This is a genomic window from Thalassobacter sp. 16PALIMAR09, assembly GCF_000765485.1.
Lineage (GTDB): Bacteria > Pseudomonadota > Alphaproteobacteria > Rhodobacterales > Rhodobacteraceae > Thalassobacter > Thalassobacter stenotrophicus.
This window is the reverse complement of the sequence record NZ_JHAK01000003.1, coordinates 343,394-363,298: the sequence shown is the minus strand read 5'-3', so window position 1 is coordinate 363,298 and position 19,905 is coordinate 343,394. Positions and strand designations below refer to the sequence as shown.

The 19,905-nt window shown below is 59.6% G+C and carries 15 protein-coding genes; all 15 read right to left on the bottom strand.

Features of this window, described 5'->3' with window-relative positions:
- Window positions 1-17: 17 nt before the first annotated feature.
- A complete protein-coding gene (cysG, locus tag PM04_RS09150; protein WP_038005851.1) occupies window positions 18-1,409 on the bottom strand; it encodes a siroheme synthase CysG in 1,392 nt (463 codons plus the stop codon).
- The gene (locus PM04_RS09145) at window positions 1,406-2,341 is read right to left on the bottom strand and encodes a glycosyl transferase family protein (RefSeq protein WP_038005850.1); all 936 of its coding nucleotides are present in this window, start codon (window positions 2,339-2,341) and stop codon (window positions 1,406-1,408) included. The genes cysG and PM04_RS09145 overlap by 4 nt, the downstream gene beginning before the upstream one ends.
- A complete protein-coding gene (locus PM04_RS09140) occupies window positions 2,338-4,917 on the bottom strand; it encodes a nitrate reductase (protein ID WP_052068336.1) in 2,580 nt (859 codons plus the stop codon). The genes PM04_RS09145 and PM04_RS09140 overlap by 4 nt, the downstream gene beginning before the upstream one ends.
- The gene (gene nirD / locus PM04_RS09135) at window positions 4,914-5,255 is read right to left on the bottom strand and encodes a nitrite reductase small subunit NirD (protein ID WP_038005849.1); all 342 of its coding nucleotides are present in this window, start codon (window positions 5,253-5,255) and stop codon (window positions 4,914-4,916) included. Before nirD ends, PM04_RS09140 begins: the two co-directional genes overlap by 4 nt.
- Complete coding sequence (gene nirB, locus PM04_RS09130; protein ID WP_038005848.1) at window positions 5,252-7,690, bottom strand: nitrite reductase large subunit NirB; 2,439 nt, start codon at window positions 7,688-7,690, stop codon at window positions 5,252-5,254. Before nirB ends, nirD begins: the two co-directional genes overlap by 4 nt.
- Window positions 7,691-7,766: 76 nt before the next feature.
- Window positions 7,767-9,452 carry an ABC transporter ATP-binding protein gene (locus PM04_RS09125; RefSeq protein ID WP_200880343.1) on the bottom strand — a complete coding sequence of 562 codons (1,686 nt, stop codon included), beginning with the start codon at window positions 9,450-9,452 and terminating at the stop codon, window positions 7,767-7,769.
- A 5-nt stretch (window positions 9,453-9,457) separates the two neighbouring features.
- Window positions 9,458-10,531: an ABC transporter permease gene (locus PM04_RS09120; protein WP_038005846.1), complete on the bottom strand. Its 1,074-nt coding sequence runs from the start codon at window positions 10,529-10,531 to the stop codon at window positions 9,458-9,460.
- Window positions 10,532-10,601: 70 nt separating this feature from the next.
- Window positions 10,602-11,969 carry a CmpA/NrtA family ABC transporter substrate-binding protein gene (locus PM04_RS09115; RefSeq protein ID WP_038005845.1) on the bottom strand — a complete coding sequence of 456 codons (1,368 nt, stop codon included), beginning with the start codon at window positions 11,967-11,969 and terminating at the stop codon, window positions 10,602-10,604.
- 263 nt (window positions 11,970-12,232) lie between these two features.
- Entirely contained in the window at window positions 12,233-13,372 is a 1,140-nt protein-coding gene (locus tag PM04_RS09110; protein WP_038005844.1) for a CmpA/NrtA family ABC transporter substrate-binding protein, read from the bottom strand.
- Window positions 13,369-13,953: an ANTAR domain-containing response regulator gene (locus PM04_RS09105; protein ID WP_038006057.1), complete on the bottom strand. Its 585-nt coding sequence runs from the start codon at window positions 13,951-13,953 to the stop codon at window positions 13,369-13,371. Before PM04_RS09105 ends, PM04_RS09110 begins: the two co-directional genes overlap by 4 nt.
- Before the next feature lie 3 nt (window positions 13,954-13,956).
- Window positions 13,957-14,652 (bottom strand): urea ABC transporter ATP-binding subunit UrtE, encoded by a 696-nt coding sequence (gene urtE / locus PM04_RS09100; protein WP_038005843.1) that lies wholly within the window; start codon window positions 14,650-14,652, stop codon window positions 13,957-13,959.
- Between the two features lies 1 nt (window position 14,653).
- Window positions 14,654-15,394 (bottom strand): urea ABC transporter ATP-binding protein UrtD, encoded by a 741-nt coding sequence (urtD, locus tag PM04_RS09095; RefSeq protein WP_038005842.1) that lies wholly within the window; start codon window positions 15,392-15,394, stop codon window positions 14,654-14,656.
- Window positions 15,394-16,569 (bottom strand): urea ABC transporter permease subunit UrtC, encoded by a 1,176-nt coding sequence (urtC, locus tag PM04_RS09090; protein ID WP_038005841.1) that lies wholly within the window; start codon window positions 16,567-16,569, stop codon window positions 15,394-15,396. Before urtC ends, urtD begins: the two co-directional genes overlap by 1 nt.
- Window positions 16,569-18,497: an urea ABC transporter permease subunit UrtB gene (urtB, locus tag PM04_RS09085; protein ID WP_038005840.1), complete on the bottom strand. Its 1,929-nt coding sequence runs from the start codon at window positions 18,495-18,497 to the stop codon at window positions 16,569-16,571. Before urtB ends, urtC begins: the two co-directional genes overlap by 1 nt.
- Before the next feature lie 76 nt (window positions 18,498-18,573).
- Entirely contained in the window at window positions 18,574-19,836 is a 1,263-nt protein-coding gene (gene urtA / locus PM04_RS09080; RefSeq protein ID WP_038006054.1) for an urea ABC transporter substrate-binding protein, read from the bottom strand.
- Window positions 19,837-19,905: the final 69 nt, after the last annotated feature.

Sequence of the window (19,905 nt, the reverse complement as noted above, 5' to 3'; positions counted from 1 at the left end):
GAACGAATGCCCCACGGCTATTCCGCCGCCTGAAGCGGCACAACGTTTTCGGCGCAGGCGGTCTTGGGCAACCGCAAAAAGATCACCGCACCGTTCGTGACGTTGTGAGCCTCTAACGCCTTGGTCAACGTGGTCGCGGTGCAATCAAACCGCTGCTCATTAGCCCTTTGCGCGTCTGCCACGACCGACACTTGGATCAGATCGCGCCATGGCACCCCGTGCAACGCGACTTCAATGTCGGGGCCTGCGCGCACCCCCATATAGACCGCGACGCACGTGCCGGGCCGCAACAGCGGCAGCCAGTCTGGTGCGACAGCCCCATCCGCCAAATGACCCGTCGCGAACACGACCGTATCCACGTCATCGCGTGAGGTCAGGACCGTCCCGCCAGAGGCCGCCGCCCCACTGGCAGCCGTAACCCCGGGCACAATTTCCAACGGCAGGCCCGCGTCCTTTACGGCCGCGATCTCTTCGGCGGCGCGACCAAAAATGCCGGGATCCCCAGCCTTAAGCCGCACAACGCGCTGTCCCTGCCGGGCTGCGGCTACAAGGCTGGCGGTGATTTTCGCTTGGGGCCATGCGTGACATCCGGGGTGCTTGCCAACGTACACACGCTCCGCGTCGCGGCGGGCCAGTTCCAACACCTCTGGGTCAATCAAGCGATCGTAGAAAATGATATCCGCCTCTTGAAGGCGCTGCACACCGCGCAGCGTGATCAAGTCCTTGCTGCCCGGCCCTGCCCCGACCAGCGCCACGCTGCCACCGGTTTCTGCGTGTATATTGCCAGTCTGGATCGCGTCCTTAATCAGGCGCGCGGCCTGCCGCTCTGCGCCCCGGCCAAACGCCTCACGCGGGGCGCCCGTAAACACCCAGCGCCACAAATCGCGCCGGGCACGGGGGCCAAGCCGGGCCGCTGCAGCCCCCCGCAAGCGTCCTGCAAGCGAGGCCAAATCGCCTAGGCCCGGCTCTAGCATCTGCTCCATCCGGGTCTTGATCTGGCGGGCCAAAACCGGCGCAGTGCCCTCGGTGCCGATGGCCACGACAACCGGATCGCGGTCCACGATAGAGGGAGTAATTGCATCACACAGCTCTGGCTGATCGACCACATTAACCGTCGCACCCGCGATCTTGGCCAAATCATGCAACGCGGCATCCATCCCGGGGCAACCCGTCGCGATGAAACACAACGCAGTATCCGCAAAACTGGCCGGGGTGATTGGCCCCGCGCGTTGAACGACACGGCCCTGCGCCGCGAGTTCGGCCAATTCCGGCTCTAGTTGCGGGGCGAGCACCTCAATCACCGCTTCGGTTTTCAGCATCAATCGCGTTTTCTGCGCGGCCTGTTCGCCGCCCCCCACAATCACAACACGGCGTCCCGCCATCTGAAGAAACATCGGAAAGGTTTTCATGCGTGCACCTTTTGTTGAACGTTGCGATTGCTCCAAAGGTCTTGGGCCAAGTCTTGGCATTCCTTGAGAGTGGCCTCAGCGCGAAGCCCCCAAAGCGCGAGCGCAGCCGTCCCTGTCACAGTCGCCTGTGCCTGCGCGCTCTGGAGGTCACCCCGCCAAAGGGTTCCAATATTCAGTGTCATTTCCGGATCATGCAGACGGCGTGGTTGCGCCAAAAGCGCGGGCGCTGTCGCCTGTGCATGTGCCCCATCGCGCAACCCAAACAACGCAATATCCTTGGTTGGGTTACGCTCAAACTCACCGCCGCCGCCTTTGATGATCACAAGGTCCTGCTGACCCAACATCTCGGCGGCGCAGGCCTGAAGGCTGCGGTAGGACGGGTGAAACACCCCCTGCACCGACACACGCGCCTGCGACGGATTCCACATCCGCAGCACGGTGTTCCAGCATGAGCGTAGGCCAAAAGCATCGCGTAGCCGCAGGATGCGAAACGCCTCGGGGCAAAGCGCTTCAAGGGGGCTGTAACGCACCTGAGGGCCTGCATGCTCCAATGCCTCCCGCACACATGCATCAGGCATTTGATGCGAATTCCAACCGTGCATGGACACCGAATATCCGGCCTGCGCGACCAAGCGTGCGGCCAGCAAAAACAAGGGCGCGCCACGGGTCCGGCCCGCAGCATAGCTGGGCCAATCAAGGTCCGCTGTGGGCAAGACCCCCGTGACATGGTCTCGCAAAGCGGCCGTAAAGCCCGCGATTTCTTCGGGCACTTCGCCCCTCAGCCGCAGCACCATCAACAAGGCACCGACCGCTTCAGGATCAGCCTGTCCGCGCAAGATAATGGTCATGGCATCTTGGGCCTCTGCCATCGTGAGGGGCCGCGCGCGCCCCTGCCCACGGGCGACAATCCGAACGTAGGGTGCGATGCTCATTCGGCGGCCATCGGCAGGGCCGCCTCGTGCAAAAGGGCCGCCAACTCTGGCTTGCACGAACCGCAATTGGTACCCGCACAGGTTTGCGCGCCCAAGGCTGCAACAGTCGTGGCCCCACCCTGTACCGCTGCCAAAAGCGTGTTGCGGCCCACGTCAAAACACCCGCACACGGTCGCACCCGGATCGGGCTGCCCCGCCGACGGACGCCCGGCCAAGACCCGAAACGGGTCAGCCTGTGTCCCGATCAGGGCCACCACATGACTGCGCGCCAAGGCGATTGGTGTGGGACCAGCATAGAACACACCCACCAAGGTGCCCGATTTGGTGAACGAAATCGCCGTTGTACCCGCCTGAGCATCGGTCACGCTGGCCGCTGTCGCATTGGCGCAGCCGGTGACGCGGCGGGCGGTATCTTCCCAATTGAGGGGCAGGCAACGCCCCGCTAGCTCCACCTGCGAACCGGTCCGGGTGCGGGCAACGGCGCTATAAATCTCGCTTGGCTGCATCTCAGTGGCGCTGGCCGCAAACCCGTACCAAGCGGCTGCGAATTTGCGCAATTCCACTGCACCCGTTTTGGACGCCGGCTGGCCAGAGACCGGATCAACCTCTGGGCGGATAAGGCTGTTGATCGTGCCACTCGGCGCCTTTTGACGGGTCCAATGCATTGGCGCAAACACCTGCCCCGGCGTGGCGCGCGGCGTGATCAATGCCCGTAGGATACTGTCGCCGCAGGTATTCTCAACGGCGACCAAATCCCCCTCGACAACGTCGATTTGCGCCGCATCTGAGGGATGTATTTCAAGGTACGGCTCCGCAAGATGCGCCCCAAGGCGCGGGGCTTTGCCCGTGCGCGTCATAGTGTGCCATTGGTCCCGGTTGCGGCCCGTATTCAGGGAAAACTGAGGGTTTTGACTTAGTTTTGGGGCGGAAATGGGCAACATCTTGGCCTTGCCATCCGCATGATAGAACCCGCCTTCCGCAAAGAACCTTGCACCATTGCGGGGCCATTGGGTCGGCATCAAGTTGGCGTAATCCACATCTGCAAAAATGCTCAGATCTAGGTCACGATGGAAACGCTGTGCAGCATCACCAAGGGCGATGTATTCGGCGAAAATTTCAGCGGGGCTGGTATAGTCAAACCCAGAAAACCCCATGCGCCGCGCAACATCGGCCACAATATCCCAATCGGGCCGACACTGTCTCGGCGTGGGCAAAAACGCGCGCTGGCGCGAAATCCGACGCTCCGAATTTGTGACGGTCCCGTCTTTTTCGCCCCACCCCGTCGCGGGCAGCAGCACATCAGCCAGATCACCCGTATCCGTACGGGCCATGATGTCCGAAACGACCACGAACGGCACGTTTCCGATGGCCTCCGCCACGCGGTTGGCATCGGGTAACGACACGGCTGGGTTCGTGGACATGACCCACAACGCCTTGATCTCACCGCGCGCGCAGGCATCAAACAGATCGACCGCCTTAAGGCCCTGATGGTCGCTGATCGTTGGGCTGTTCCAAAACGTTTGAACCGCATCGCGGTGGGCGGCGTTGTCGATATCGAGGTGGTTGGCGAGCATATTCGCCAAACCGCCGACCTCACGCCCGCCCATCGCATTGGGCTGGCCCGTCGCCGAAAGCGGGCCACAGCCGGGCTTGCCGATCCGACCCGTCGCAAGGTGGCAATTCAGGATCGCGTTTACCTTGTCGGAGCCGCAGGACGACTGGTTCACGCCCTGACTATAGAGCGTGACGACCTTTTCGGTGCCGGTCCACGCGGTATAAAACGCCTCCAGCTCCACCGGGCTGAGGCCGGTGTCCGCAGGGTTGCTTAGCCGGGCGGAAGCCACGGCATCCGCATAGCCATTAATGTATGCATTAATGTATACATTATTTTGTGCGCCCTGATCGGCGATATGGGCGAGCAATCCGTTGAACAGCGCAATGTCCCCGTCCGGCGCGATGTTCAGGTGCATGTCGGAAAATTCAGAGGTCGCCGTGCGCCGCGGATCGATGTTGATGATCCGCAGATTTGGGCGCGTTTTCTTGGCCTCAATGATGCGCTGAAACAGTACTGGATGGCACCACGCGAGGTTGGAGCCGACGAGCACGATCAGATCGGCCTCCTCCAGATCTTCATAGGTTTGCGGCACCGTGTCAGATCCAAACGCCCGTTTGTGTCCCGCAACCGAGGACGCCATGCACAGCCGAGAATTGGTGTCGATGTTGGCCGAGCCGATGTAACCCTTCATCAGCTTATTCGCGACGTAGTAATCCTCGGTCAGCAATTGGCCCGACACATAGAACGCGACGCTGTCAGGGCCGTATGTGTCTATTGCGGCTGAGAATTTTTCGGCCACTTGACCCAGCGCGGTGTCCCAGCTTGCGGGCACCTTATCCACCATCGGGGTCAGCAAGCGGCCCTCAAGGTCAATGGTTTCGCCGAGCGCAGAGCCCTTGGAGCACAGCCGCCCAAAGTTGGCCGGGTGGTCCGGATCGCCTTGAATAGTGCCGTCCGGCGCGGCCAAAACCCCGCAGCCAACGCCGCAATAGGGACAGGTGGTGCGCGTGAGTTCGGTCATTCCGCCGCCACTTTCCGCGATCGCAGGAACGTGGCATCGAGCAAGATGCGCCCCCCCTCAACCCGCGCAGGATAGGTCGCGACTTGCCCCTCATCCGCGCCCTGCGCTTGGCCCGTTTCCAGCGAGATAACCCAATTGTGCAATGGGCATGTCACGGCGCGCCCGTGCACAATACCCTCGGCCAGAGGCCCTTGCTTGTGCGGGCATGCGTTGTCGAGCGCGAAAACCTCATCCGCGCCAGTGCGGAACACTGCGACGCAGCCATGGGCCGTTTTAACCATGCGCGCGCCGCGTTTCGGAACCTCATCAAGGGCGGCGATATCGATCCAGTTGCTCATTCCGCAGCCTCCAATGATAGGTCAGCAAGGGGCTGGTATTGTTGGGCTTTTGTTGCCGCATGCTCCGCCCAGGGGTCCTTGCGATAAATCGATTGGCTGAGTTCAAACCGCTCAACCAAGGCTTGGCGGTTATCTAAATCATCCACGACCTGCGCGATGATCCAGTCTAAGCCCACCTTGGCCATCCACTTGTAAATCCGATCCAGATACTTGGCACCCTCACGGTACAACTGCGTCACGGCGCAGATGACGTCGATCACCTCCTGCTCTGTCGCGACCTGAACCAACAGCTCGGTCTCTTTGACGTCCATGCCCGCCGCGCCGCCGATTGAGATTTGATAACCGCTATCAACGCAGACGACACCGATGTCCTTACACGTCGCCTCGGCACAATTTCGGGGGCAGCCAGATACGGCCAATTTGAGCTTATGGGGTGTCCACGACCCCCACAGGATTTTTTCCAACTGGATGCCAAGGCCAGTCGAATCCTGTGTGCCAAAGCGGCAATGATCCGTCCCAACACACGTTTTCACAGTGCGCAAACCCTTGGTATAGGCATGCCCCGAGACCATGCCCGCGGCATTCAGATCGGCCCACATTGCGGGCAAATCTTCGCCGCGCACGCCAAGCAGGTCGATCCGCTGGCCGCCCGTCACTTTGACGGTTGGGACATCGTATTTGTCTGCCGCATCAGCGATGGCACGCAATTCGGCGGGGGTTGTGATCCCGCCCCACATCCGAGGCACGACCGAAAATGTGCCGTCTTTTTGGATGTTGGCGTGTTTACGTTCATTAATGAAACGTGATTGAGGGTCGTCGCGATATTCGAGCGGCCAATCCGCAAGCAGATAGAAGTTAAGCGCCGGGCGGCAGACATGGCATCCGCAGGGTGTTTTCCAACCACAGGCCTGCCACACGGCAGCCATGGAAGTCAGCTTTTGGGATTTGATCATGCGGCGCACGTCTTCATGGGTCATGTCGGTGCAGCCGCAAACGGTGGCGGCGGCAGGGGCTACGAAATCGTCGCCCAGTGTGACCGCAAGCACCTGCTCGACAAGCCCAGTGCAACTGCCGCAAGAGGCGGAGGCCTTGGTCGTGGCCTTGATGGCCACTAGGTCGCCTGCGCCCGCTGTGATCGCGTCTTCGATGGTTCCTTTGCACACGCCGTTGCAGCCACAAATCTCCGCATCACGCGGTAAGGCTGCAACGGCTGAGAGCGGGTCCACAGAGCCGCCTCCTTGAAACGCGGGGCCAAAAATGACGGTTTCGCGCATCTCTTCGATGTTGGTTTTGTCGCGGATAAGGCCAAAGAACCAATTGCTGTCGGCGGTGTCGCCGTACATGACGCAGCCGACCAGAATATTGTTTTCAATGACCAAACGGCGATAGACACCGCGCGATGGGTCGCGAAAGACGATGTCTTCGCGACCTTCTCCGTCGGCAAAGTCGCCCGCTGAAAACAGGTCACATCCTGTGACCTTTAGCTTGGTCGAGAGGTCCTTTTGCACGAACGCTGCGGGTTCGCCCAACAGCGTTGCTGCCGCCACCTTGGCCTGATCATACAGCGGCGCCACAAGGCCAAAAATCGCCCCGTCATGTTCCACACATTCACCAACGGCCAGCACATCGGGATCGGATGTGAGCATCTGATCGTCCACGTGAATGCCCCGCCCCACAGCCAGCCCGGCCTCCTTGGCGAGCGCCACGTTGGGACGGATGCCAACAGCCATCACCAAGAGGTCACAGGGAAGCTCAGTGCCGTCATCCAGCAGCAGGGCGCGGACGTGGCCGTCTTGACCAAGTATCTCCTTGGAATTGGCGGCGCATTTAACAGTGATGCCTTTTTCGACCAGCGCTTTGCGCAGCAAGAAGCCTGCGGCCTCGTCCAACTGACGCTCCATCAACCATGGCATGATATGCACCACGGTCACGTCGACCCCGCGTGCGGCCATGCCTGCGGCGGCCTCTAGACCCAAAAGTCCGCCACCGATGACAACCACCTTGGACCCTTGCCCCATGGCCATCATCTGCTCGGTGTCTTCCAGATCACGGTAGGCGATGACGCCCTTTAAATCATGGCCCGGAAGCGGGATCATGAAGGGATTGGAGCCTGTGCCGAACACCAGTTTGTCGTAGGAGATAACTTCACCATTTTCCGCCGTAAGCGTCTTGGCTGCGCGGTCAATCTGGGCCACCCGTTCACCGAAACGGCAGGTGACATTGTGTGTGGCATAGAAGGCCGCGTCGTGGGTTACGATTTCTTCATAGGTCTTATCACCACTCAGAACCGGGCTGAGCATGATGCGGTTGTAGTTTCCCCGCGGCTCTGCGTTGAAGAGGGTGATATCGTAGGCAGAGGGCGCGGCCTCTACGAGGTGCTCAATCACACGGCCAGAGGCCATGCCCGCACCAATAATGACAAGTTTTTCAGTCATTTTTGCTTCCTTTTATGCGCCCGACGCGCGGTGCGCGCAGGGCCAAAGACATGACAGGGCTGCAGGAGGGCGAAGGTCACTCTGCCGCCACGGCCTTGGGTTTGTCTAACGTTGGGGATGCCGTTTTCGACGTGTTGCCGTGTTCATATTCCTCAAGGAAATCGAGAACTTCTTGGCGGTAAGTGTAATAATCGGGATGTTCCAACAGCGCCTTGCGGGTGCGTGGGCGCGGCAGGTTCACATCCGTTATTTTGCCAATGGTCGCTTGGGGGCCGTTGGTCATCATGACGACACGATCCGCGAGCAAGATGGCCTCATCCACGTCATGGGTCACGCAGATCGCGGTGACTTTGGTGCGCGACCAGACCTCCATCAGGACTTCTTGCAATTCCCACCGTGTGAGGCTGTCGAGCATGCCGAACGGTTCATCCAAGAGGAGCAGTTTGGGCGACAGTGCAAAGGCACGAGCGATCCCAACGCGTTGCTTCATGCCGTTCGACAGGTCCGAGGCTTGCTTGTCCATACTGTCGGCAAGACCCACGCGTTCGAGATAGTATTCGACCACATCCTGACGCTCGGCGACCGAGGCCTTGGGGTAAACCTTGTCCACGCCGATTGCGACGTTTTCCTTGGCTGACAGCCATGGGAACAGGTTGGGCGATTGGAAGACCACGGCGCGTTCGGGGTCTGCGCCCTGCACGTCCCAGCCATCCAAACGGATGTTGCCCTTTGATATCGGGTTAAGACCTGCGGCCATGGTTAACACGGTTGATTTCCCGCAGCCTGAGTGCCCAATCAACGAGATAAACTCGCCCTTTTTGACCTTCAGATCGAAATCCTCAACCACCGTCAGGGGGCCTTTGGGCGTGGGGTAAACCTTGTGCAATTCGCGGAAGGTTAGATACGCATCGTCTGGGCGGATGGATTGCGACGCCTCGGCGACGGCCTTGGGCACGCTGTGGATGGGCGTGACGTTGGGCAGTCGTTTCGTGCCCTCCACCTTCGCCTCAATCCCTGCGTCCATCAGGTAACGCGTCACGTCGGCGCGCAATTTTTTGAAGGCCGCGTTGTGGTTCATCTCCATCCGGTCGCGCGGACGCGGCAGGCTGACGGGGAACTCTGCGCCGAGCGTCCCATCGGGGTTCAGCGCGATGATCCGATCCGCGAGAATGATCGCCTCATCCACGTCATTGGTGATGAGCACGCAGGTTTTTTTGTCTTTCTCCCAGATACGCTCAATCTCATCGGCGAGGTTCGCGCGGGTGAGCGCATCAAGCGCCGAAAGGGGTTCATCCAGCAGCAACATTTCAGGCGACATGGCCAGCGCGCGCGCGACGTTAACCCGTTGACGCATCCCCCCCGACAGTTCCGCAGGACGGCGGGTGGCCGCGTGGCTAAGGCCGACCATCTGCACGTAATGGTCCACTTTGGCCTGTTTTTCCGCCTTGGATAGGCTTGGGAACATCGTCTCAACCGCGAGCATCACGTTGCCGTTCACCGTCAGCCACGGCATCAGTGAGTAGCTTTGAAAGATGACGCCGCGTTCGGGAGAAGGCTCGGTTATTAACTTATCCTTAAAGGTGATTTCACCCGATGTTGGCATCTCAAGACCCGCCATCAGATTGATCAGCGTCGTCTTGCCCGTGCCCGAAAACCCGAGGAGCACGAGGAACTCGCCCTCCTCAACACTGAGAGTGATGTCCTTGAGAACGGGGCTTTCGCCATAGCTCTTTGAGACGTTTTTGAACTCCATCATACCCATGCCGATCACCGATTGTTCGAGAACGTGAAGGCGGATTGCAGGGCGTACATCAGCCGGTCCAATAGGAAGCCGATGATCCCGATGGTCAGCACCGCGACCATGATCCGTGCGAGTGATTGGCTGGAGCCGTTTTGGAATTCGTCCCAGACGAACTTACCCAGTCCTGGGTTCTGCGACAGCATTTCTGCCGCGATCAATACCATCCAACCCACACCGAGCGACAGGCGCAGACCGGTGAAGATCAGGGGCAATGCCGAGGGTAACACCAGCTTTACGATCTTGGTGTAGGTGTTCATTTTCAGCACCCGCGACACGGACACGAGGTCATTGTCGATGCTGGCCACGCCAAGCGCCGTGTTGATCAGCGTGGGCCAGAGCGAGCAGAGCGTTACGGTAATGGCTGACACGAGGAACGACTTTTCGAACCAACCGTCGTTGTTGGTATAAAGCGCCGAGACAATCATCGTAACGATCGGCAGCCATGCCAGCGGCGACACCGGTTTGAAGATCTGGATCAACGGGTTGAGCGCCGCGTTCGCGGTGACGGACAGGCCCGCGGCGATGCCCAGTGGGATGGCGATGATGGAGGCAATCAGAAAACCGAAGAAGACCGTTTTGATCGAGGTCCAGATTTGATCGTAGTAGGTTGGTTTGCCCGTATAAATCCGCTCGCGAACGCGGTCTTCACGGCCCTCAGCAATGAGGGCGGCGTTGCGTTCGTCTTGGCGTTCATAGAACGCAGCTTCTTTTTCCTTTTCGCGCTGCACGTCGGCATGCAGAACGCCCACCTGTTCCCACACCTCTGCGGGTCCGGGCACGGCCCCGAGCGAGGTTTGAACCTTGGGTGCGAGGGCGCCCCAAGCGGCCAAAAACAGAACGATGGCCAAAACCGGCACACCGGCCAGACGCCAGATATCTTTGATTTGCGCCTTGGGGTTATCACCGGCGGCGGCGCGCAGGATGGGGGTCACCCAGCCAAGGCCAAGCACGATGAGATAGGCGTCGGCCTTGTTGATACGCGTAAAACGGCGGGCGCGGCGGGCTTCGGCCTCAAGTTGGGAGGGGTCGATAGCTGTCATTTCGGAGGGTCCTTTGGCGGGAAGAAAAGATCACCTGCCCCGCGCGGCCACGGGGCAGGTAAGTGCGGCTCTAGCCTTGGATTTCGTTGTCGATGATTATCTGATCGCCCTTGAGCCCGATGGGCAGGCTTTGCAGATAGGCGTTGGGCGCGCGGCCGTCATAGGCGATGCCGTCGATGATATCTTCGGCGGGGGTCGGTGCCTTGAACCCGTCGCTGTCCCACGGGAAGTCGGCCTCATTCGCCATGCCATCGTCCACCAACATGCGCGCAGCCTGGAGGTAGATATCGGGGCGGTAGACGGATTTTGCGGTGTCCATGAACCATTCGTCGGACTTTGGCTCAGCGATTTGGCCCCAACGGCGCATTTGGGTCAGGTACCAGATCGCGTCGGAATAGAACGGGTAGGTCGCGTTGTAGCGGAAGAACACGTTAAAGTCCGGTTGGGGCCGCGTGTCGCCTTTTTCGAACTCAAAGAACCCGGTCATGGAGTTGGCGATCACGTCGTAATCCGCGCCCACGTATTCCGAGCGGGACAGAATTTCGACGGCGTCAGGGCGGTTTGCGTTGTCGTTTTCATCCAGCCAGATGGCCGCGCGGATCAGCGCTTTGGTCAATGCGATGGTGGTGTTTGGATTTTCCTCAGAGAATTCCTTGGTGATGCCAAAGACCTTCTCGGGGTTGTTTTTCCACAGCTGATAATCGGTGATGACCGGCACGCCGATGCCTTTGAACACGGCCTGCTGGTTCCACGGCTCACCCACGCAGTAGCCAAAGATCGTGCCGGCCTCCATCGTGGCGGGCATTTGTGGTGGGGGTGTCACGGACAGCAGGACATCTGCGCCGATCTGGCCTGTCACGTCGTCGGGCGAGTAGTAGCCCGGCTCCAACCCACCGGCGGCAAGCCAGTAGCGCAGTTCGTAGTTGTGGGTCGAAACGGGGAACACCATACCCATGTTGAAGGGGATGCCTTGGTCCTGATAATCCTCAACCACGGGCTTGAGAGCGGCTGCCGAAATGGGGTGCTGCGGGCGGCCATCAGCCATCGACGGGATGTTGGGGCGCATCTGGTCCCAAATCTCATTTGAGACGGTGATCGCATTGCCGTTCAAATCCATGGAGAACGGCGTGATGATGTGGGCTTGCGTGCCGTAGCCGATGGTCGCGGCCAATGGCTGGCCGGCCAGCATGTGTGCGCCGTCCAATTGGCCGGAAATGACCCCGTCCAACAGGACCTTCCAGTTGGCCTGCGCCTCTAGGGTGACGAACAGGCCTTCGTCCTCAAAGTAACCGTTTTCATAGGCCACAGCGAGCGGCGCCATGTCGGTTAGCTTGATGAAACCAAACGTTAATTCATCTTTTTCTAACTCAAGGAAATCAGCGACCGCCGCAGACGCCATGAGCGACGCCGCGATGGAAAGGGAAAGGAGTGACTTCATGGGGCTATGTCCTTTGTCTGTGTCCGTCCGGGAGGAGGCCGGAAATAAAAAAAGCCGCGTGTAAAACGCAACGGGGGAGGATCCGTCGGCTTACAAGCGGCTTTGCTTTATGTTTGTGGCGCCTGCGTCGGGGCCACTGAAACTGTCTACGGACACCGTTGCCCGTACGTTATTGATGTCAGATGGACCTGATTTGACGCAAGGGGAGCGCGTGAAAGGAGCCAGTTTGTCACGCTGCAATGCAGCATGTGCATAGAATTTGATCAGTTCTCTGGGGTGAAATCGAAAATTTTATCATCAAAGAAAGCGTCCGGGCCCAAAATCATATGACCGCGGGTTGAGGCGACGGCCGTGGCGTGGCGCATGATTCCTTCGACTTTTTCTGACCCACCCGGAAGGTCCGCGCCCACGGGGCCTAGAACATCGCGATAGATATCAGAGCGAAAACAAGCCTTTGCGCGCTGGATGCCATGAGCATCGGCCCCAAGGTGCTGCGCGATCCAAGCCGCCTGCGACCGCCATGGGAAATGTGCGGCCTGCGAATCGAACAATAAGAAGCGGTCCACGTGGGCAGGCGAATGATTTACGCCCGGTGTAATTTGCCCGGTGATTGCGGGATCAATCAATTCTGCGGGAAGGTTAAGATGCTCGCTCCGCGCGAGGATTTCCACCGCCAGCGGCTTGTTGCGCGGCGTGTCCAACCATTTGGCCGCCGCATAGACCGCACGCATCAAGTGCCGGACCTTGGCCGGGTTTTCCGCGACCCAATCGTGCCGCGCGGCCAGCACTTTTTCCGGGGCAAAGGCCCAAGTGGCGCTGCCCGGCAGGACCAGTTGCGCCACGCCGCGCGCGACGGCCGCACTGCCCCACGGCTCACCCACCCAAAAGGCATCGATAAAACCATCCGCAATGGCATCGGCCATGCGCGCGGGCGGGACCGTGATAATCTCAACCTTTGGGGAGGGCTGGTTGCGCAGGAAATACTCAAGCAACAACCGGTGCATGGAGTAATGGAACGGCACCCCCACGCGCAATTTGTCAGTCTTGAGCGCGGCTAGCCCCGCCGCAACGCTGCGCGCATCGCCAAAGGTCGCGCCAAGCTGATCTGCGATGGCGTTTGAGACACCAAAAATCGTCCCGTTTACGGACAAAACCATCAGCGCGTCGATTTCACCGGGCAAACCGCCCAAGCCCAACGACATCGCGATTGGCATTGGCGACAACAGGTGTGCTGCATCCAAATGGCCCAGCGCCAGCATATCGCGCGTTGCGGACCATGACGGTTGCGCGACCAGTTCAAGCGCGATGCCTTCGTCCTCGGCAAAGCCCAGCTCTTTGGCCACAATCAACGGCGCGCAATCGACCAACGGCACGTAGCCACACGTGAGGACCGTCAAGCTCATCCCAACAAATCCGCAGCCGTCACGAGTGCCTGGGCCACATCAATCACCTTGCGCCCCTGATCCATCGCGGTTTTGCGCAGCAGTTGATACGCTTCATCCTCGCTTAGGGCGCGTTGGCGCATGAGGATCCCCTTGGCACGGTCAATCGTTTTGCGGTCACCCAGCGCGCGTTTGGCGGCATCCAGCTCCGACTGCATTTGGCGCATGATCTGAAACCGCGCGATGGCCGTTTCGAGCACCGAGCGAATGCGGTTCATCTGCAACCCATCGACGACATAGGCACTGACGCCTGCCGCAAGGGCGGCCTGTGTCAGCCCCTCATCCGTGCGATCCACAAACAGAGCCACAGGGCGTTCGCGGCTTTCGGTGGCGACGGCGATCTGCTCAAGCGTGTCGCGGTCAGGATTGGCCAAATCGATCAACACGATGTCGGGGGTATGGGCCGCGATCTCACGCTCTAGCCGTGAGGTATTTCCGATGGCCCGCGCGTTGGGCCACCCCGCTTCCACCAGCGCATCAATGATATTGCGCGCACGCTCCTGATCTTGCTCAACCACCAATATCCGGAGGGTGCGGTCGATCATTTACACCAACACCTCTTGGTACAATTCATCCCGTGTCAGCGCGTCGGCGCGTTTGTCGAACACGACCTCGCCCCGGTTCATGACCGTGAATGTCGCCCCCAGATCGAAGGCGAAATCGAAGAACTGCTCCACCAGAACGATGGCCATATCACCCTGATCGCAGAGGATTTTGATGACGTTACCGATCTGTTTGATGATGTTGGGCTGAATGCCCTCGGTCGGTTCATCTAGCAGCAAAACGCGTGGCTTTGTGATCAGGGCGCGGGCGATGGCCAACTGCTGTTGCTGACCGCCGGACAGATCGCCGCCGCGCCGATCAGTCATTTCCTTGAGGACCGGAAACAAATCATAAATCTGCTCGGGCACGTAGTGTTGCGCCTTGGGTAGGCATGCAAATCCGCTTTCGAGGTTTTCCAGAACGGTCATCATCGGAAAGATTTCGCGCCCCTGTGGGACATAAGCGATGCCCGCGCGCGCGGCATCAAATGCCGATGGATGGTTCAGCACATCCCCGTCCAGCGCGATGCTGCCGTCCGCATAAGGATGCCGCCCGGCAATGGCCTTGAGGAGCGAAGTTTTCCCCACCCCGTTGGTGCCCATTACGCAAGTGACCTCGCCCACTTGGGCGCTGAGGTTCACGCCGTGAAGGATTTGGCTTTGCCCGTATTTCAGGGTCAGGTCTTTGATTTCCAGCATCTTATCGCCCCAGATAGACGTCGATAACGTCTTGGTTTTGCGTGACATGATCGAGCGAGCCTTCGGCAAGGACCGAGCCTTGGTGCAGCACGGTGACCTTGCATTCCAACCGCCGCACGAATTCCATATCGTGTTCGACCACGATGACGGCGCGGGTTTTGGCGGCGCGTTTCAACAAATCGGTCGTATGCTCACGCTCGGCAGGGGTCATCCCGGCGGCGGGTTCATCGACCAGCAAAAGCCGCGGGTCTTGCGCCAGCAGCATCCCGATTTCGAGCCACTGCTTTTGCCCGTGGCTCAGCGCGCCAGAGGTTTTGTCGAGAACATCGGTTAGCCCGATTTCATCACTGATTTCCAACACCCGGGCCTCGGAATTGTCGGCCTTGCGCTTGAACAACAGATCAAAGGGGCCGCGCGGGTTTTTCAGTGCCATCGTGATGTTTTCGCGCACGGTCTGTGCCTCAAACACGGTCGGTTTTTGAAATTTACGACCGATACCGGCCTGCGCAATCTCGCTTTCGGACATTTTGAGCAGGGATTGGGACATCTCTCCCCAGAGGACTTTGCCCTCATCGGGGCGGGTTTTTCCGGTGACGATATCCATGAACGTCGTCTTACCCGCGCCATTGGGTCCGATCACGGCGCGCAGCTCTGGCTCTCCGATCTGGAGAGAGAGGTTGTTGATCGCCCGGAACCCGTCAAACGTAACCGAGACGCCAGAAACTTCGAGAAGTGAGGCCATTAGACGTCCCCTTTCTTACGCAAGGTGAGCAGGTCGATGAGCCCGCCAATGCCCTTGGGGGCGAACAATGTGACGACGACAAAGGTAAAGCCCAGCAGGACCAGCCACCAATCCGTCCACTGGATCGTGTAGAACCCAAGGTTGATGTTAGGCGCGCCGCCCCCGGTGAACCACGACGACATAAGCGAGACGACCGCCGCACCGATGACCGCACCGTAAAGCCGCCCGCGTCCGCCAATAGCCACCCAAACCGCCAGATAGATCGACGCAATCGGCGCGATTTCGGCGGGGTTAATGATGCCCGCCTGCGGGTAATAAAGCGCACCCGCAATGCCCGCGACCATCGCCGTAAGGGTGAACACGAACAGTTTGTAGCCTTCGACGTGGTAGCCAAGAAACCGCACGCGCGCCTCATTATCGCGGATGGCGCGGATAACTGAACCGAGCTTGCCGGAGGTGATCCACGCAAACAGCACATAGCCCGCGCCCAGCGCAAAGGCCGAGGCCCAGAAGAACCAAAGCGACAGCATGGCTTGGGGCACATCATCTAGGCCGGGGATGTTTTGCAGCCCCGAAAGCCCGTTGTTGCCCCGCAGCCCCGTGTCGTTCTGAAAGAAGTAGAGCGCGAGCGCCAGCGTCATGGCCTGTGTCAGGATCGACAAGTAAACACCGGTCACGCGGCTACGGAACGCCAGCCAGCCAAAGACTAACGCCAAGAGCCCGGGCACCAGCACCACCGCCAGCAATTGCAGTGTCAGCGAATGGGACAGCGTCCAGATCACCGGAAACTCAGAGGACCCCACTACGCCGAAAATCTGTGTGCCGACGGCTTGTGTGATCTCCTCCGGGGTGGGTGGAATGACCGCCCCCGAGAGGCTTTCGACCACGATATCCTCGGTCCGGGCGTACATCAGCCACATCCCAATCGCGTAGCCGCCAATCCCGAAGAACGCGAAGTGGCCCAGCGACAGGATCCCGCAATAACCCCAGACAACATCCATCGCGATGGCCACCAGGCACAGGCACAGGGTCTTGCCCAGGGTTTTCAGGAATGAGGTTGAGATCACGGCAGAGCCCGTCGCCTCGGACATGATTGTCACGACGACTGTGAACACAGCCAAACCCAGCAAGAACCACAGAACCGACGGGTTTTTTCCAATAAACGTGCGCTCCATCAGTCGTCTCCCGCGGCGCGGCCCTTGAGGGCGACAATGCCCCTAGGCCGGAATTGAATGAACAAGATCACCAGAAGGATCATGTAGGTTTGTGCGGCCAGCGTGTTGGACGGGTTGAGCCATTCGATGCCCTTTTGGCCGAAACCAATCAGCGTGGCCCCTGCAAGTGTACCCCACACGTTGCCCACGCCGCCCACGACAACGGTCATAAAGCTTTGGACGATGTAGTCGGCGCCCATCTCGGAGGTGACTTTGGCGTATAGCCCAATCGCCACCCCTGCGATGCCTGCGATGCCTGAACCAAGGCCAAAGGTCATCATATTGATCCGGTCCGGATTGATGCCCATGCTTGACGCCATTCCAGGGTTTTGGGTGACGGCGCGGACCTCTAGGCCGAGGCGCGTGCGTTTGAGAATAAACAAGATCAGCCCAAGGAAGATGAACGCCAGCACAAAGATCGCGATGCGAATATAGCTGATCTGCACCACATCATTCAGCACCCACGCCCCAGCCAGCCAATCGGGGGACGTCAGAGGACGGGCCTGTGTGCCAAAGATATTCTTGGCCAGCTGTTGCAGCGCGATTGAGATACCAAAGGTCGCGAGCAACGTTTCAAGCGGGCGGTGGTACAGATGCCGGATGACCAATCGCTCCATCAGGACCCCGGCCCCGAATGTCACCGCAAAGGCCAGCGGCAGGGCCACAAGGATGGAAACGGTGTAGTTGGGGATGAACTGCTGCACCACAAAGCCGGTGTAGGCCCCCATCATGATAAATTCACCGTGGGCCATGTTGATGACCTTCATCACGCCGAACGTGATGGCCAGCCCGATAGCCGCGAGGAAAAAGATGGACGCCAGCGACAGCGCATCCAGCGTCAGGTCGACGAAGGTGGCGCGCCCAACGCGGGCCTCGACCTCGGCCAAGGCGGCCTCGGCAGCGGCGGTCACGGTGGCGTCGTCTTCGTCGTACAGCGTGTAGAAGACATGCGCATCAATGGCTGAGTCGCGATAGGCTGCGGTGATCAGTTCAGGTGCGAGATCAGCCGCTGCGAGGGCCGCATAAGCCTGTTCGCGCGCCGGGATCGTGTTGAGTTGAGCAAGGGGCACTCCACCAACGCGGCCTGCATCGATGTTCGCCTCTAGGACGGCGCGAATTTCGCTCGCGGTTTGACGGGGGGGCGCAAGCTTGGCGGCCACCAGTTCGGCATATGCCGCCTCGGGGTCCTGCATGGGATCGCGCAACGCGGCAATGTTGCCTGCGGGTTCCTGTGTTGCGACGCCATCCTTGGTCGTCAGGATTTGGTTCAGCACTGCGCGGGTTTCGACGGAAATATCGCCCGAAAGCCCTTTGATCGCGGCGATACGCTCCGCCGGGTCATCCGAGAACCTAGCGGCCAAAAAGTTGGCGAGTTGCTCTTTGCGGGCGCGTAAATCGGGGTCGGTTTCCCCCGCGATGGAGGCCCGCAGGGGCGCGAGTTGCTCTGCCGTGCCGCGCCGGGCGATGCTGTCAACGGCCGCTTGGCGGCGCGAAATTTCGGGGTCGGACAGCTGGAATTGCACAAGAGCCGTGCCAATCGCCCGGCGCACACCGCCATTGGGGCGCACTTGGGAAAAGGCCTCTTTCGCGCCACTGAGGGCTGCGCCGGTATCGACGTCCTTAAGGGTCAGCGTCTCGCCTTCGTCCGTGACGATAAAGAACAAACCATCATCGCGCTGCCAAACGTTGCGTTCAGCCCATTGCTCAAGAAAGGGGGTGGCTTGGGGAAGTCCGGATGCCACAAGGTCATCCAAAACGATGGCGACACCGCGTCGAGAGGGTTTTGCGACCTCATCTACGTGGGTCTGAAGTATACCCTGCAAAGTCTGTGCGTGCGCTGTGAAGCTCCCGCATAAAACAAGCAAAGTTGCAAAAATTAGGCGGCGCATAGATAGGGGCTTTCCGTTTTTATTGGAAACCCGGGCGCGGTGAAGGGAGGCCGCCGCGCCCGGATCTCAGAGGTGTTTAGTAGTTGGAGGTCAACTGAACGCAGGTTTCAGTTTCGGTGTTGAACATCCCGCACTTCAGCTTTTGCCAATCGGAGGTCAGGACAGCGGATTCCGGCAAGAAGTCGGTCCACGCATCGCCCGGCACTTCAGCCGTTTGGGAAATGATGTCGAACTGACCATCAGCCGTGATTTCACCAATCAGGACAGGCTTCGCTAGGTGGTGGTTGGGCAGCATCACGGATGTCCCGCCCGTCAGGTTCGGGAACTCTTGGCCATACATCGCCTCACGCACGGCATCGACGTCAGTTGTGCCGGCCTCTGTGACCGCATTCACCCACATGTTGAAGCCGATGTAATGGGCCTCCATTGGGTCGTTGGTCACACGCTCTTCGCCCGCAAAGGCTTTCCACGCTTTGATGAACTCAGCGTTGACCGGCGTGTCGGCGGATTGGAAGTAGTTCCATGCCGCGAGGTGGCCGACGAGGTTGGTTGTGTCGAGGCCCGACAGCTCTTCCTCCCCTACGGAGAAGGCAACGACAGGAATGTCGTCAGCCGAAACGCCCGCAGCCGCCAGTTCTTTGTAGAAACCGATGTTTGCGTCGCCATTGATGGTCGAAATCACGCCGACCTGCTTGCCATCTTCGCCCAGTGCAACAACGTCGGCCACGATGGTCGCCCAGTCGGAGTGACCGAACGGCGTGTAGTTCACAAAGATATCGCTCTCGGCGATGCCGTTATCCTGTAGGTATTGGTTCAGGATGTTATTGGTCGTGCGGGGATAGACGTAGTCGGTGCCCAGCAGCGCGAATTTCTCAACGCCCAGTTCTTCGAGGAAGTAATCCACCGCAGGGATCGCCTGCTGGTTGGGCGCGGCCCCGGTGTAGAAGACGTTTTTCGAGCTTTCTTCGCCCTCATACTGGACGGGGTAGAACATCAGGCCGTTCAGTTCCTCTAGCACGGGCAGGGCGGATTTACGCGACACGGACGTCCAGGAGCCAAAGATCACGTCCACCTCGTTGACGGTCAGCAGCTCACGCGCTTTTTCCGCGAACAGCGGCCAGTCGGAAGCCGGATCGACGACGACGGCTTCGATCTCACATCCCAGTACACCACCTGCGGCGTTCTGCTTTTCGATAAGCATCAGCATCGTGTCTTTGAGCGTGGTTTCAGAAATCGCCATCGTGCCCGAGAGGGAGTGCAATACACCCACTTTGACAGGGTCTGCGCATTCGGCGTGCGCGGCAGTGGCGGTGAGGGCAATCGCCGACAAAGATGTCAGCAAAGATTTACGAATGGTCAAAGGTCAGTTCCCTATCTGAACTGCGCGCGCAGCCCTCCTGTTGGATGG

Excerpts from the sequence above, each read along its gene's own strand:
- PM04_RS09120 (WP_038005846.1), bottom strand. The coding sequence starts at position 10,531 with ATGACAGCTATCGACCCCTCCCAACTTGAGGCCGAAGCCCGCCGCGCC.
- urtB (WP_038005840.1), bottom strand. The coding sequence starts at position 18,497 with ATGCGCCGCCTAATTTTTGCAACTTTGCTTGTTTTATGCGGGAGCTTC.
- PM04_RS09110 (WP_038005844.1), bottom strand. The coding sequence starts at position 13,372 with ATGAGCTTGACGGTCCTCACGTGTGGCTACGTGCCGTTGGTCGATTGC.
- urtE (WP_038005843.1), bottom strand. The coding sequence starts at position 14,652 with ATGCTGGAAATCAAAGACCTGACCCTGAAATACGGGCAAAGCCAAATC.
- PM04_RS09140 (WP_052068336.1), bottom strand. The coding sequence starts at position 4,917 with ATGACCGAACTCACGCGCACCACCTGTCCCTATTGCGGCGTTGGCTGC.
- cysG (WP_038005851.1), bottom strand. The coding sequence starts at position 1,409 with ATGAAAACCTTTCCGATGTTTCTTCAGATGGCGGGACGCCGTGTTGTG.
- nirB (WP_038005848.1), bottom strand. The coding sequence starts at position 7,690 with ATGACTGAAAAACTTGTCATTATTGGTGCGGGCATGGCCTCTGGCCGT.
- PM04_RS09115 (WP_038005845.1), bottom strand. The coding sequence starts at position 11,969 with ATGAAGTCACTCCTTTCCCTTTCCATCGCGGCGTCGCTCATGGCGTCT.
- PM04_RS09145 (WP_038005850.1), bottom strand. The coding sequence starts at position 2,341 with ATGAGCATCGCACCCTACGTTCGGATTGTCGCCCGTGGGCAGGGGCGC.
- urtD (WP_038005842.1), bottom strand. The coding sequence starts at position 15,394 with ATGGCCTCACTTCTCGAAGTTTCTGGCGTCTCGGTTACGTTTGACGGG.
- urtC (WP_038005841.1), bottom strand. The coding sequence starts at position 16,569 with ATGGAGCGCACGTTTATTGGAAAAAACCCGTCGGTTCTGTGGTTCTTG.
- nirD (WP_038005849.1), bottom strand. The coding sequence starts at position 5,255 with ATGAGCAACTGGATCGATATCGCCGCCCTTGATGAGGTTCCGAAACGC.
- PM04_RS09125 (WP_200880343.1), bottom strand. The coding sequence starts at position 9,452 with ATGGGTATGATGGAGTTCAAAAACGTCTCAAAGAGCTATGGCGAAAGC.